This is a genomic window from Brevibacterium ammoniilyticum (assembly GCF_038429965.1).
GTDB lineage: Bacteria > Actinomycetota > Actinomycetes > Actinomycetales > Brevibacteriaceae > Brevibacterium > Brevibacterium ammoniilyticum.
In genome coordinates this window covers 296,609-310,458 of sequence record NZ_BAABNP010000003.1, presented here as the reverse complement: position 1 = coordinate 310,458, position 13,850 = coordinate 296,609, and the positions used below count along the sequence as shown (strand labels likewise).

13 protein-coding genes and 1 tRNA gene are annotated in these 13,850 nt (G+C 66.8%); 9 read left to right on the top strand and 5 right to left on the bottom strand.

Annotated features, from left to right (window positions below; all coding sequences use genetic code 11):
- Positions 1-119: 119 nt before the first annotated feature.
- On the bottom strand, positions 120-2,882 hold the full coding sequence (gene aceE / locus AAHA49_RS05275) for a pyruvate dehydrogenase (acetyl-transferring), homodimeric type (protein WP_342037475.1): 2,763 nt from the start codon (positions 2,880-2,882) through the stop codon (positions 120-122).
- A gap of 264 nt (positions 2,883-3,146) precedes the next feature.
- Between aceE and AAHA49_RS05270 the strand changes: the two genes are divergently transcribed.
- From AAHA49_RS05270 to AAHA49_RS05260, 3 genes are read left to right on the top strand one after another with little or no spacing between them, the layout of a single operon-like run.
- Entirely contained in the window at positions 3,147-3,590 is a 444-nt protein-coding gene (locus AAHA49_RS05270; protein WP_339391725.1) for a DUF3052 domain-containing protein, read from the top strand.
- On the top strand, positions 3,587-4,054 hold the full coding sequence (locus AAHA49_RS05265; protein WP_342037474.1) for a redoxin domain-containing protein: 468 nt from the start codon (positions 3,587-3,589) through the stop codon (positions 4,052-4,054). The genes AAHA49_RS05270 and AAHA49_RS05265 overlap by 4 nt, the downstream gene beginning before the upstream one ends.
- 13 nt (positions 4,055-4,067) lie before the next feature.
- The gene (locus AAHA49_RS05260) at positions 4,068-4,472 is read left to right on the top strand and encodes an HIT family protein (protein ID WP_342037473.1); all 405 of its coding nucleotides are present in this window, start codon (positions 4,068-4,070) and stop codon (positions 4,470-4,472) included.
- Between the two features lie 51 nt (positions 4,473-4,523).
- Here AAHA49_RS05260 and AAHA49_RS05255 read toward each other — a convergent pair whose 3' ends face one another.
- Together AAHA49_RS05255 and AAHA49_RS05250 are read right to left on the bottom strand one after the other, a co-directional pair.
- Positions 4,524-5,279 carry a MerR family transcriptional regulator gene (locus AAHA49_RS05255; protein ID WP_342037472.1) on the bottom strand — a complete coding sequence of 252 codons (756 nt, stop codon included), beginning with the start codon at positions 5,277-5,279 and terminating at the stop codon, positions 4,524-4,526.
- Positions 5,280-5,406: 127 nt separating this feature from the next.
- On the bottom strand, positions 5,407-6,588 hold the full coding sequence (locus tag AAHA49_RS05250; RefSeq protein WP_342037471.1) for a trans-sulfuration enzyme family protein: 1,182 nt from the start codon (positions 6,586-6,588) through the stop codon (positions 5,407-5,409).
- A 256-nt stretch (positions 6,589-6,844) separates the two neighbouring features.
- Here AAHA49_RS05250 and mhpA (AAHA49_RS05245) point away from each other — a divergent pair, with 256 nt between their 5' ends.
- The 3 genes from mhpA (AAHA49_RS05245) (at position 6,845) to AAHA49_RS05235 (ending at position 10,675) form a co-directional block, all read left to right on the top strand.
- Positions 6,845-8,464, top strand: coding sequence for a bifunctional 3-(3-hydroxy-phenyl)propionate/3-hydroxycinnamic acid hydroxylase MhpA (gene mhpA / locus AAHA49_RS05245; RefSeq protein ID WP_342037470.1), 1,620 nt, complete (start codon positions 6,845-6,847; stop codon positions 8,462-8,464).
- Positions 8,457-10,088, top strand: a complete 1,632-nt coding sequence (mhpA, locus tag AAHA49_RS05240; RefSeq protein ID WP_342037469.1) for a bifunctional 3-(3-hydroxy-phenyl)propionate/3-hydroxycinnamic acid hydroxylase MhpA — start codon at positions 8,457-8,459, stop codon at positions 10,086-10,088. Before mhpA (AAHA49_RS05245) ends, mhpA (AAHA49_RS05240) begins: the two co-directional genes overlap by 8 nt.
- A 113-nt stretch (positions 10,089-10,201) precedes the next feature.
- Positions 10,202-10,675, top strand: coding sequence for an Lrp/AsnC family transcriptional regulator (locus AAHA49_RS05235; protein ID WP_339391718.1), 474 nt, complete (start codon positions 10,202-10,204; stop codon positions 10,673-10,675).
- A gap of 50 nt (positions 10,676-10,725) precedes the next feature.
- Here the strand turns inward: AAHA49_RS05235 and AAHA49_RS05230 are convergent, their stop codons facing one another.
- Positions 10,726-11,508, bottom strand: a complete 783-nt coding sequence (locus AAHA49_RS05230; protein WP_342037468.1) for a helix-turn-helix transcriptional regulator — start codon at positions 11,506-11,508, stop codon at positions 10,726-10,728.
- Positions 11,509-11,596: 88 nt separating this feature from the next.
- On the opposite strand from AAHA49_RS05230, the gene AAHA49_RS05225 reads away from it, so the two are divergent.
- The 3 genes from AAHA49_RS05225 to AAHA49_RS05215 are packed head-to-tail and all read left to right on the top strand — an operon-like array spanning position 11,597 to position 13,680.
- Entirely contained in the window at positions 11,597-12,613 is a 1,017-nt protein-coding gene (locus AAHA49_RS05225) for an ABC transporter substrate-binding protein (protein WP_342037467.1), read from the top strand.
- Between the two features lie 48 nt (positions 12,614-12,661).
- Positions 12,662-13,084, top strand: a complete 423-nt coding sequence (locus tag AAHA49_RS05220) for a DUF1801 domain-containing protein (protein ID WP_342037466.1) — start codon at positions 12,662-12,664, stop codon at positions 13,082-13,084.
- Positions 12,988-13,680 carry a DUF4303 domain-containing protein gene (locus AAHA49_RS05215; RefSeq protein WP_342037465.1) on the top strand — a complete coding sequence of 231 codons (693 nt, stop codon included), beginning with the start codon at positions 12,988-12,990 and terminating at the stop codon, positions 13,678-13,680. Before AAHA49_RS05220 ends, AAHA49_RS05215 begins: the two co-directional genes overlap by 97 nt.
- Before the next feature lie 77 nt (positions 13,681-13,757).
- Here the strand turns inward: AAHA49_RS05215 and AAHA49_RS05210 are convergent.
- Positions 13,758-13,834 (bottom strand) — tRNA-Pro (locus AAHA49_RS05210).
- Positions 13,835-13,850: the final 16 nt, after the last annotated feature.

The window sequence follows — 13,850 nt, the reverse complement described above, 5'->3', positions numbered from 1 at the left end:
CCGCTTGTCAGAAACGCACAAGTTTCGGTGAGAAAGGACAAATGCGGCCGGAGTCGCAGTGACTCCGGCCGCATCCGGTTGAGCACATGGCTCAGCGCGGTGGCCTCAGTGCTCGGGGCTCAGGCGCCGGCACCCTCCGTCGACCCGGAGGCGCCCGCACGTGGATCGTCGAGCTGGTACTTCTTCGCCGCCTCGGCGGCCTTGGCGATCGGGATCACTCCGGTGTCGGCCAGCGAGATGAGCGCCTGCGTGGCCATCGAGGGACCGTCGACGAGGTAGTAGCGACGGGCCGCGGGCCGGGTGTCCGAGATCGCGTAGCCGTCGGTGCCCAGCGACGTGAAGTGGTTGGGCACGTACTGGCGGATCTGGTCGGGCACGGCACGCATGAAGTCCGAGGTCGCCACCACGGGGCCTTCGCCCTCGAGGAGCTTCTCCGTGACGTACGGGATGCGCGGTTCGGCGTCCGGATTGAGCAGGCGCGCATCGTCGGCGGCGAGGCCGTCGCGGCGCAGCTCGGTCCACGAGGTCACCGACCACACATCGGCCGAGACGCCCCAATCGCTGTCGAGGAGCTCCTGGGCTTCGAGCGCCCACGGCACACCGACGCCCGAGGCCAGCAGCTGGACCTTCGGGCCGCCGTTGTCGGGCCCCTTCTTGAGCAGGTACATGCCGCGGAGCAGGCCGTCGACGTCGAGGTCCTCGGGTTCGGCCGGCTGGACCATCGGCTCGTTGTACATCGTCAGGTAGTACAGCACGTTGGGATCCCGGCCGTCGTCAGGACCGTACATGCGGTGCAGACCGTCCTTGACGATATGGGAGATCTCATAGACGTAGGCCGGATCGTAGGAGATCACCGACGGGTACGTCGAGGACAGCAGGTGCGAATGTCCGTCGCCGTGCTGGAGACCCTCGGCCACGAGCGTCGTGCGACCGGCGGTGGCGCCGAGGACGAATCCGCGGGCCATCTGGTCGCCGGCGGCCCAGAAGAAGTCGCCGGTGCGCTGGAAGCCGAACATCGAGTAGAAGATGTAGAACGGGATCATCGGCTGCCCGTGCGTGGCGTACGAGGTGCCGACCGCCGTCAGCGCGGCCGTCGCGCCGGCTTCGTTGATGCCGACGTGGAGGAGCTGACCGTCCATCGCCTCCTTGTAGGCGAGGAACAGGTCGCGGTCGACGGAGATGTAGTTCTGCCCGTGCGGGTTGTAGATCTTCGCCGTCGGGAAGAACGAGTCCATGCCGAAGGTGCGGGCCTCGTCGGGGATGATCGGCACGATGCGCTTGCCGAACTCCTTGTCGCGCATGAGGTCCTTGAGGACGCGGACGAAGCCCATGGTCGTCGCGATCGTCTGCTTGCCCGATCCGCGGCGGCCGGCCTCGTAGGCCTTGTCGCCGGGCAGGGCGAGGTCGACGTAGGTGCTGCGGCGCTCCGGCGAGTAGCCGCCGAGTTCCGCGCGCCGCTGCTGGAGGTACTTGATCTCCGGAGCGTCGGGACCCGGGTGGTAGTACGGCGGCAGCTTCGGGTTCTCCTCGAGCTCCTTGTCCGAGATCGGGATCTGGAAGTGATCGCGGGCGAGCTTGAGGTCGTCGATCGTCATCTTCTTCATCTGGTGCGTCGCATTGCGCGCCTCGAAGTGCGGTCCCAGCGAGTAGCCCTTGACGGTCTTGACGAGGATGACGGTCGGCTGACCGGTGTGCTCGAACGCGGCCTTGTAGGCGGCGTAGACCTTCCGGTAGTCGTGGCCGCCGCGCTTGAGCTGCCAGATCTGCTCGTCGGTGTAGTTCTCCACCATCGCCTTCGTCCGCGGGTCGCGGCCGAAGAAGTTGTCGCGGACGAAGCCGCCCGACTCGCCCTTGTACGTCTGGTAGTCGCCGTCGGGGGTGGCGTTCATGAGGTTGACGAGCGCACCGTCGCGGTCCTTGGCCAGCAGGGCGTCCCATTCGCGTCCCCACACGACCTTGATGACGTTCCAGCCTGCTCCGCGGAAGTACGCTTCGAGCTCCTGGATGATCTTGCCGTTGCCGCGCACCGGTCCGTCGAGGCGCTGCAGGTTGCAGTTGATGACGAAGTTGAGGTTGTCGAGCTCCTCGTAGGCGGCGACGTGGAGCATGCCGCGGCTCTCCGGTTCGTCGAGCTCACCGTCGCCGAGGAAGGCCCAGGTCTGCTGCTGGGAGGTGTCCTTGATGCCCCGGTTGTGGAGGTACTTGTCGAACTGGGCCTGCGCGATCGCGTTCATCGGGCCCAGACCCATCGAGACCGTCGGGTGCTCCCAGAAGTGCTCGAGCTGACGCGGGTGCGGGTAGGAGGGCAGTCCGGCGGGCTTGCCGTCGATGAGGTGGGACTGCTGCTGGCGGAAGCCGTCGAGCTCCTCGGCGCTCATCCGCCCTTCGAGGAAGGCGCGGGCGTACATGCCGGGGGAGGCGTGGCCCTGGTAGAAGATGTGGTCGCCGCCGCCGGGATGGTCCTTGCCGCGGAAGAAGTGGTTGAGGCCGACTTCGTAGAGCGTCGCCGAGGACGCGTAGGTGGAGATGTGGCCGCCGACCTCGATGCCGGGGCGCTGGGCGCGGTGGACGACCATCGCGGCGTTCCAGCGGTTCCAGCGGCGGTAGCGGCGTTCGACCTCTTCGTCACCGGGGAACCACGGCTCGTTCTCCGGGCCGATCGTGTTGACGTAGTCGGTGGCCGTGAGGCTGGGCACACCGATCTGCTTCTGCCGGGAGCGCTCCAGCATCCGCAGCATGACGTAGCGGGCGCGAGTGCGGCCGCCTTCGTCGATGAGGGAGTCGAGAGAGGCCAACCACTCCTCTGTCTCCTCCGGATCGATGTCGGGCACCTGGCTCGGCAGCCCGTTGAGTATCGGTCCGCCCTGATTCCGATTGTCCACGGTGTGGTCCTCTCTTCGCTCCACGACCTGCACTGGTGGTCAGGCCGCGTTCTGCCCGGGGGTAGGGGGATCGGATCGGATCAGATCGGTCCCGGAGTCCACCGGATTCACTCATCAGCGTAGTACGCGCGCGCCGTCTTCGCTCACCCGTCTGCTTGTGATCTCTCTGACTGAGGTCGGCAGGCGCCGCATTCCCATCCGTGCTGGTGGGATCGGGGCGCGCCGACATTTGCGCCCCGGGGCCTGGGGCGGAACAATGAGAGCATGAGCAACTCCGCTTCTGAAAGGACATCGTCCACCCCCACCCTGGCGGCCGAACTGGGACAGAACCTCGGTCTCGAGTCAGGGGACTACGTGCAGGAGATCGGCTACGACGACGACGTCGACCTCCAGCTGTGCCAGGCGATCGAGACCATCATCGGAGAGAAGATCGCGGACGGGGACGTCGACGACGTGTTCGACGTCATCCTCATGTGGTGGAGGGCCGATGACGACGACCTCATCGACGGCCTCGTCGATGCGCAGGTGACCCTCAAGGACGGCGGCGTCGTCTGGCTGCTCACCCCGAAGGCCAACCGCCCCGGCCACATCACCCCGGCCGAGATCTCCGAGGCCGCCCCGACCGCCGGCATGCATGTGACCTCGACCGTGAGCGCGGCCGAGGACTGGGCGGGCTTCCGCCTCGTCGGCAAGAAGAACTATTCATGATCCTCGGGCCCGGTGATCGGGCTCCAGACTTCTCCCTGTCCGATCAGTACGGACGGTTCCTCCACCTCGCCGAGGCGGCCGAGCGGGGGCCGGTGATCCTCGCGTTCCTGCCGTATGCGTTCTCGCCCGTGTGCGGGGATGAGATCCGTGCCCTGCAGGAGGTGCAGGACGACGCCGACGCCGCAGGTGACGCGCTCACCGTGATCGCGGTGAGCGCGGATTCGAAGTACACGCTTGCGGCGTGGGGTGACGAACGCGGGGTCACCCTGCCGCTCGGCTCGGACTTCTGGCCCCACGGCAAGGTCGCGCGGGCCTATGGCGTCTTCGACGAGGAGCACGGCGTGGCCGAACGCGGTGTGTTCGTCATCACCTCCGGCGGTACGATCGTCAGTGGCCGTCAGGTCGCACGCACGCAGACCCGTGACTTCGCGATCGAGGCTCGCATCGCCGCCGCCACCGACTGAGGAGGACCGCACCATGGCCACCATCTTCACCAAGATCATCGACGGGGAGATCCCGGGCACCTTCGTCTACGAGGACGAGCAGTGCGTGGCGTTCCTCGACGTCTCCCCGCTCACGGCCGGCCACACGATGGTCGTGCCCCGGGCGGAGATCTCGCAATGGACCGACCTCGACGAGGAACTCCTCGACCACCTCATGAACGTCGCCCACCGGATCGGTCGGGCGCAGAAGGCAGCGTTCGACTGCGATCGGATCGGGATGATGATCGTCGGCTACGAAGTCCCGCACGTCCACATCCATGTGTGGCCGACGACGTCGATGGCCGACTTCGACATCTCCGATCGGGTCCCCATGCACGACGCGGCGACGCTGGCAGGGCCCGCCGAGAAGATCCGGCAGGCCCTGGCGCAGCAGTCCTGACCCAGCAGTGCTGAACTGACTCAGCGGGGACTGGGCTCACCGCCTCCGAACTCAGTTCGCGTCGAGGTAGGACACGAGCGCATCGCGGACGAACTGCGCTCCCTGCTCGCCTCCGTAGGTGGCGGCGAACCGGGGGTCGGCGACGTACATCTCTGCGAGCCCCCGAACGTAGCCGTCCGTGTCGCCGGCGGGATCCGAGGCCGGAGTCCCGGGCACCGAGGACAGCCACTCGATGTGCCGGCGGGACAGATCCCGCGCCTCGGGCGAGTCCGGGGTCACCCCCGCCTCGGCGCCCTGGGTCCAGTCATCGGCCAGAGCTGCCGCACGGGACTGCCAGTCGCTGCGTTCGGGCGCGGACAGTCCCGTCCACCATTTCTGTGAGGTCTCATAGGCGCGGTCTCCCCACGTCTGCCGGACCTCGTCTTCGTACTCCCGATGGTCGAAGCCATCGAACATCTCCTCTGCCATGAGAGGGTCACCTGCTTTCACTCTCTCGATCGTCGCGGTGACGGCTCGGATCTGCCTCGTCAGGCGCGCTCGCTCGCGTCCGAGCGCACGCACATGGTCCGTCAGGGCGGCGACCGGATCCGTGGTGCTCTCAAGCACCTCGGCGATCCGGGTGAGCGGCAGTCCGAGATCCCGCAGCAGCAGGATCCTCTGCAGACGCACGAGGCTCGCCTCGTCGTAGTGCCGGTTGCCGTTCGCCGTCCGTGAGGACGGGGGCAGAAGGCCGATCGCGTCGTAGTGACGCAGGGTTCGACTCGTCGTCCCCGTCAGCCGCGCTGTTTCCTGTATGGACCAGTCCATGACCACCACCCTAGAAGTTGACGTTGCGTCAATGTCAACAGCGGGGGATGGGACAGCGTCGCCGCCGAGCCGTAAACGGATCAGCGGCGACGCGGGAGTGCGACCGGCGGCCGCGCTGGATCTGTGCTCAGGCGGCGGCGCGGACGGAGTCGAGGGCGGAGAAGAGGTCTTCGGCCAGGTCGTCGACGTGTTCGAGGCCGACGGAGAGGCGGACGAGTCCGTCACCCGGTTTCGCCTCGGCGGTCACCGGGCGGTGCGTCAGCGAGGCAGGGTGCTGGATGAGGGTGTCGGCGCCGCCGAGGGAGACGGCATGGACGACGAGGCGGCAGTGCTCGACGAAGTCGCGGGCGGCCTCGTAGCCGCCGGCGACCTCGAGGGCGATCATCGCGCCGGGACCCGACATCTGACGTCCGAGCAGCCCCTGGGGGTCGTGGCCTTCGAGCCCGGGGTAGTGGACCTTCGCGATCGCCGGATGGGCGCTGAGCCTCTCGGCCAGCTGCGCGGCCGTCGACTGAGCGGCGCGCATCCGCACGCCGAGTGTCCGCAGTCCGCGGTGGAGGAGGTAGGCGCCCATCGGGTGGAGGAGCGCCCCGGTGATCGCGCGGACCTGGCGCAGCCGCATCGCCCACTCGGAGTTCGTGGCGATGATGCCGCCCATGGCATCGCCGTGGCCGCCGATGTACTTCGTCGCGCTGTGGAGGACGAGGACGGCACCGTGGCGCAGCGGACGCTGGAGGACGGGGGTGGAGAACGTGTTGTCGACGAGAACGGGGACGCCTCCGGCCTGGGCGACGACGGCGTCGAGGTCGACGAGGTCGAGGCTGGGGTTGGCCGGGGTCTCGACGATGACGAGACCGGTGTCGTCCTGGATCGCCTCGGCGATGGCCTCCGGTGTCGTCCACGTCACGGTGGTTCCGAGCAGACCGGAGTCGAGGAGGTGGTCGCTGCCGCCGTAGAGGGGGCGGACGGCGACGATGTGCGGGGTGCCCGCGTTGACGGCGGCGAGCAGCGCTGCGGTGAGGGCGGCCATGCCCGTCGCGAAGGCCACGGCCTCCTCGGCGTGTTCGAGTTCGGCCAGGGCCGTCTCGAACCGGGCCACGCCGGGCTGCCACAGTCGCTGGTAGACGGCGGAGTCGCCTTCGCGCAGGGGATGGCCGGTGGCGAGCCATTCGTAGGATTCGCCGCCGGTGTCGATGTCGCCGACCGGGTTCGTCGTCGAAAGGTCGATTGCGGGGACGTGGACGCCCGCCTCGGTGAGGCCGTCCATGCCGCCGTGGACCATGAGGGTTTCGGGGTGGAGTGAGGTCATGACCGAATTCAATCCGGTTCCTCCCATGAGGGGCAAGGTTCCATCAAGGTTCTTCTGGATCAGCGCAATCGGCGAAAGAATCGTGAATCGGACTCCGAGAGAAGTGATCTGCGTCGCAGGATCTGCCGATCCGGTCTCGGAGAATTCCCATCGACGAATCACTTGACCGCGCAATCGGGTCTGCTATCGTCAACAAGCATAATCATTATGCTTAATAGGATGAGCGCAATGATCCAGCTCGAGGAGGAGTTGAACCATGGTCGATGTCGATGTCATTCAGGTCGGATTCGGTCCCGTCGGACAGGTGCATGCCGCACTGCTCGGGGCGCAGGGGCACTCGGTTGCCGCGTTCGACAAATGGCCGGGAACCTATCCGCTGCCGCGGGCAGGCCACCTCGACCATGAGATCATGCGGATCCTCCAGGGGATCGGGGCGACGGACACCTTCCGCCTGCAGGCGATTCCCATCCCCGACTACGACTGGGTCAATGCCGCCGGCGAGCTGCTGCTCCACATCGACTGGAATGCCCCGACGCCCTCGGGGTGGAAGTCGGACTACCTCTTCTACCAGCCGGAACTCGAGGAGGCGGTGCTCGAGGCGGTGGGCAGGCATCCCAGCGTCAGCGTCGAGCTCGGCTGGGAGGCGATCGGCGTGACGAACCATCCCGACCACGTCGAGGTGCGCCTGCGGCAACTCGAGAAGACCGCGGAGGGGCTGAGGCCGACAGGGGCGGAGAAGACCGTGACCGCCCGGTATCTCATCGGCGCCGACGGGGCGAACTCGTTCGTCCGCCGGCAGGTGGGCATCGAATGGGAGGACCTCGGCTTCGAGGAGGACTGGCTCGTCACGGACATCGAACCGCACGACCGGGACATGGTCATCGACATGCCCGATGCCGGTCAGATCTGCGATCCGGCCCGCCCCGTCTCCCTCTTCCGCTGGCTCGGTCGGCACACCGCGCGCTGGGAGTTCATGCTCCTCGACGGGGAGGACCCCGAGGTCATGGCCCAGGATGAGACGATCTGGTCCCTGCTCTCGCGGTGGGGAGTCGATTCGTCGAATGCGACGATCGTGCGGAAGAAGGTCTACGGCTTCCGGTCCCTCATCGCCTCGACCTTCCGCCGTGAGCGCACCCTGCTCATCGGCGACTCCGCCCATCTCATGCCCCCGTTCATGGGGCAGGGTCTGTCCTCGGGGATCCGGGACGCGGTCAACCTCGCATGGAAGCTCGACCTCGTCCTGACCGGGCGCGCCGAGGATGCGCTGCTCGATGCGTACACCATCGAACGTCGCCCGCACGCTCGAGCCCTCATCCAGACGTCGATGGACCTCGGCAAGGTCGTGTGCATGTCCGATCCCGACGAGGTGGCCGCTCGCGATGCCGCGTTCCTCGCCGGGGAGGTCCCGCCTGCGGTGTTCCCGTGGCTCTACGAGGGCGTGCTCGACGGCGGCGAGAGCACCGAGGTCGTCGGCCGGCTGGGCCTGCAGGCCAGGGTGGCGATCGACGGCAGGGACGGATTGGCCGATGATCTCCTCGGCACCGGGTGGACGCTGCTGTCCTCGCGGGCGGACTACCTCGATGAGCTCAGTGCGGAGCAGCGGGCGATCATCGACTCACTCGGCATGCGCCATGCCCATGTCAGTCAGGCAGAGCTCGATTCGCAGAACAGCATCGTCGACATCGACGCCGACTACTCGCGGTGGTTCACCCAGGTCGGTGCGCCGATCGTCATCGTCCGCCCCGACTACTACGTCTTCGGCCTCGCGAAGGATTCGGCCGACCTCGGCGGGCTGCTCGAACGTCTGGCCGCCGCGACGGAGCTGACCGGGACCGGCCAGGCGAATGAACTCACAGGACAGCTGATCCATGACTGACGTCGATGTCGATGTGATCCAGGTCGGGTACGGACCGGCCGGACAGGTGCTCGCGGCGTATCTCGGGCAGCGGGGGCATTCCGTGGCGGTACTCGAACGCTGGCCTGAGACCTACCGTCTGCCCCGTGCCGGTCACCTCGACCACGAGGCTATGCGGATCCTGCAGTCCATCGGGGCCATGGAGACGTTCCGGCTGCAGGCGATTCCTCTGCCCGACTACAACCTGGTCAACGCCGACGGCGAGGTGCTCATCCACTTCGATTGGGACTCGCCGAACCCCTCGGGGTGGAAGTCGGACTACTTCATGTTCCAACCCGAACTCGAGGAGGCCGTCGACGAGGCGGTGCGCCGTCATCCCAGCGTGAACATCGACCTGGGCTGGGAGGTCTCGACCGTGGTCGATCGCGGCGACCATGTCGAAGTGCACGTGCGCAGACTGGAGCGGATCGACGGCAAGCTCGTGCCCACGGGTGAGGAGAAGACGATCACAGCGCGCTATGTCGTCGGTGCCGATGGCGCGAACTCCCTGGTGCGGACCCAGGCCGGCATCGAATGGGAGGATCTCGGGTTCCAGGAGCAGTGGTTGGTCACCGACATCGAGCCGCACGATCCCGACATGGAGATCGACATGCAGGACACCGCGCAGATCTGCGATCCGAAGCGTCCCACCTCGGCGTTCCGCTGGTTGGGTCGGCACACCGCGCGGTGGGAATTCATGCTCCACAAGGGCGAGGACCCCGAACAGATGCGTCAGGACGAGAACGTCTGGTCGCTTCTCTCGAAGTGGAAGGTCACCCCGGAGAACTCCACGCTCATGCGCAAGACGGTGTACACCTTCCGGTCGCTCATCGCCTCGACCTTCCGCAAGGGCCGGATGCTCCTGCTCGGCGATGCCGCTCACCTCATGCCGCCGTTCATGGGTCAGGGACTGTGCTCGGGGATGCGCGATGCCGCGAACCTCGCCTGGAAGCTCGATCTCGTGCTCTCCGGGCGCGCGCCCGATGCGTTGCTCGACTCCTACACCGTCGAACGACGCCCCCACGCCCGCAAACTCATCGAGGCATCCATGCATCTCGGGCGCGTCATCTGCACTGCCGACCCGGACGAAGCCGCTGCCCGGGATGCGGCGTTCCTCGCCGGCGAAGTGCCGCCGGTGGTCTTCCCGTGGCTCGAGGAGGGGATCCTCGACGGCGGGATGAGTACCGATGTCCTCGGTCGCCTCGGCCTGCAGGCCCGCGTCGTGCGCGGCGGTGTCGACGGTCTCGCCGATGATCTGCTCGGCACGGGATGGACGGTGCTGTCCGGGCGCAAGGACTTCCTGGACGATCTCGACGAGCGACAGCAGTCGATCGCGCGAGCCCTCGGCATGCAGCGTGTGCATCTGAGCCAAGCGGTCCTCGACTCCGAGGTGAGCGCCAATGACATCGATGCCGAGTATGTGCGGTGGTTCCGGCGTCTCGGGGCGCCGATCGTCGTCGTCCGACCCGACTTCTACGTCTTCGGCACCGCACACACCTCCGCAGAGCTCGGTGCGCTGCTCGAGCGTCTGGCCGACCGGGTCGGACTCTTCGTCGATGCAGCGACTGCGGCGGGGACCGGGAGGTCGGTCGTTGTGACCCCCTGAGATGGCGAAACGCTCGATGCGGCGGCCGAGCGTGGTCGACGTAGACTTCGGCCAGGACCTACGTCCGTCAGCACTTATGCTCGCTCTACCATGATGAGGAGACGACTGAGACGATGTCGCAGAAGATCGAACTCGACGATGTCGACCGCAGGCTGCTCGCGGCGCTGAGTGAGAACGCTCGAGCTTCGGGTGCCGCTCTGGCCGCGGCCGTCGGGATCTCGGAGTCGACGGTGTCGCTGCGGCTCAAACGGCTGCGGTCGAACGGAGTCATCCGCGGCTACAGCGTCGACATCGACACCTCGGCGCTCGGCATTCCCCTGCAGGCCCTCATCTCGATCCGACTCGCTCAGCACGACCGGGCTCAGATCGACGCGTTCACGAAGGCGGCCCCGCAGTTCCCCGGGGTGGTGCGCATGTACCACATGGCCGGTGCCGACGACTATCTCCTCCACATCGTCGCCCCCGACACCGAGGCGGTCCAAGCCTTCGTCCTCGACTACCTCACCCGCTATCCCGCAGTCGCGCACACCCGCACGAACCTCATCTACCGGGTCGAGGACGGCACGGACTGGCTGCCGGGCGCGTGAGCGCACAGCGCCGAATCCCGCGGCGGCTCATGCGAGCTGTCTGAGCGGAGTCAGCGGTGCCAGGCCTCGAGGGCGCCGACGAAGTCAGCGACGAGCACCTCACGGTCGAGGCCGGTCCGGCGCTGGGCGGCCTTGATGAGACCGTCGGCACTGGCATAGCCGACGGCCCGGGCCGCAGACCGCAGGGTCGCGCCGGCGCGGATATGCGCAAGGGCGCGATTGAGTCGGGCCCGGGTGCGCCATTCGACGAACCTGAGGCCGAGGTCGGCGCGGAAGAGCCGTTCGATGTGGCGGGGACTGAGCGCGTGCGCGCGGGCGACCTCGCCCAGGGGCAGGACGAGAGCCAGAGGGCTCTCGACGATCTCCGCGACCGTGCGATGGGAGGGCTGGGGGAGTGCGAACGTCTGCTCGACCAGACCGTTGAGCAGGGCATCGAGGCGTACACGGAAGACATGCTTGTCCTCCGCAGAGCGCGGCGAGGCAGCGAGGATGCGCAGCGTCAGGTCGTGGAGCTCCGGGAAGCGGGAGATCCGCAGGCACCCGTTGGGCGGCTGTGTGCCGGGGGAGAGTCTGGGGCCGATGAGGATGCTGTCGCGGTTCTCGGCCACGGCATGCTCGACGCCGGTGCCCAGCCACACCCCGGTTCCGGCGTCGGCGACGATCCGTTGGTCCGGATGATCGCCTCGGCGAGCGATGTCGATGACGACGGATCCGCTGACGACGTGGACGAGAAGGGGATGGTCGTGGGTATGGAAGTCGTGGCCGGTGAACGACACGGGGCTTCCGGAGGACGGTGCCCACAGCGGGGTCTGTCGGGCTGGTCGAAGAGTCATGTCGCCTTTGTCGTCATCGGGTCCGAAGGTTTGGTTAGGCTGTGCTTCGTTACCGATTCTAGTCAGCCGATCCGCGTCCGAGGTGCCCATGTTCCGTCTGTTCCATCCGTCCCTGCGTCGAGCGGCGGCCGCCGTGCTCGCCGCCCTGTCTCTCCTCCTGCTCAGCGCATGTTCGGGACAATCCGTCGCCGATGACTCGCCGACACCCGGGTCGGACGGGGCCACACGGTCCGTGACGACGGAACAGGGCACGGTCGAGGTGCCTGCGGATCCGCAGCGAATCGTCGTGCTCAACTACGCACTCGCCGGTTACCTCTACGACCTCGACGCGCCGGTCGTGGCGACGACGCCGGAGGTGACGAACACCGCGGGGACGTACTCGCAGTTCTGGGCGGAGAAGGCGAAGACGCAGGGGACGACCTTTCTGCCCTGGAGCAACGACGGCTTCGACCTCGAGTCGATCGTCAACGCCGATCCCGACCTCATTATCGCGGGCGGGATCGGCTTCCCGGCCAAACATGCCGCCGACGCCTACGACCAGCTGACGGAGATCGCCCCGACCATCCTCGTCTCGGGGGACAAGCAGACGTGGCAGGACCAGTTCTCGTTCATCGCCTCAGACGTGCTGGGGAAGAAGGACGCCTACGACGGCTTCGTCACGGCCTACGAGGACAAGGTCGCCCAGGTGAAGGCCGCGATCGACGTTCCGGCCGGTGAGGTCTCGTTCCTCACGCTCGACAAGCCCGAGACGCCGTACATCCTCATCGAGGGCAAGAGCCTGTCCGCGGAGCTTGCGCCTCTCGGGTTCGTCACAGCGCCTCTGTTCGAAGAGAACGACATCGAACCCTATGTCGCCGGCGGTGACATGTTCGGTCCCTCGCTCGAGACGCTGCCCGAGGTGCTGCGGAGCGAGACCGTCTTCGTCGTGGGGTTCAACTCGCCGAAGATGAACGTCGCAGCGCTCCGGGATCAGGTGCCCTACAACCGTGTCCCCGCCTTCGAATCCGGTCAGGTCTTCGATCTGCCGTATTGGGCGCTGCGCGGTGACTACGACGAGGCGCTTGCGTTGCTCGACATCATCGAGAAGACCTTCGGCAGAAAGTGACCGCGCGGACCTGCTGACAGGGGCGGGCGCCTCGGCGATAATCGGTTCATGGCTGAGCAGAAGACGAAACCGACCGAGGCGGACGTCCGTGAGTTCATCGCATCGGCGACCCCGGAGAAGCGCCGGATCGACGGTCTGCGGCTTGCGGAGATCTTCACCGAGGTGACCGGGGTCGAGCCGGTGATGTGGGGGCCGTCGATGGTCGGCTACGGCGAGTATCAGTACCGGTCGCCGGTCAACCCGCGCAATCACGGGGTGTGGCCGAAGACGGCGTTCTCACCGCGGAAGGCGCAGCTCTCCCTCTACGGGCTCAAGGACCTGCCCGAAGGGGCGGCGCTGCTGCCCCAGTTGGGGACGTACACCGAGGGCGCGGGATGCGTGTACGTGAAGAAGCTCGAGGACATCGACGAGGCGGTGCTGCGTCGGCTCATCGCCATCGCCTTCGCACGGGAGGACGATCCCGAACCGTGACGCACAGGGGAGCCGAACCGGGGACCTGGGCGCACGGGACCGCTGCAGGCGAGGTGGACGAGTGGGTCCGGAGTTTCGCTCGATTGCTCCAGCCCGCTATCGTCGAGTCCCTTCGCGCATTGACGTCGTCTGCCACCAGTGAAGTGACCGGGGTGGGTGTGTACACCGATGACATGGGCTCGTCGCTCGTTGCCGGCGCCAACGAGCGACGGTTCTATGAGAACCTCATTGCCGAGGACCCCGGCTACGATGCGTACTATCGGTTCTACATCGGCGATTGGGCGCTTTTCTCCAGCGATCTCGCGCCCGATCCACTGGAGGAGGCCAACGCCCGATTGGCTGCGGAATGGACGGCGGCTCGAAACCAGAATGCAGAGACTGGGCGGTTGTCGAGAGCCGTGTGGGACGCGACGATGACGGCTATGCTCGCGCTCAAAGCGCAGGGTTTCTTCACGCGCTGGCCTCAGGCGGTCGTCGTCTTTCAGCCTATCGATGCGAGTATCCCGGACGAGGAAGTCAACGACTGGGTGAGAAGTCTCAACTCAGCGACACATGCGGCCGAGTACTCTGCGTGGGCGGCGAATCCATTGAGCTGAGGGCTGCTGCCTCAACCCGGCGGGGCGAAGATGAAAAAATCTCGGGCCATCGCACTGCGATGACCCGAGATCTCACTTGGTCGGGATAGCGGGATTTGAACCCACGACCTCCTCGTCCCGAACGAGGCGCGCTACCAACCTGCGCCATATCCCGTGACCAGCAACTACTA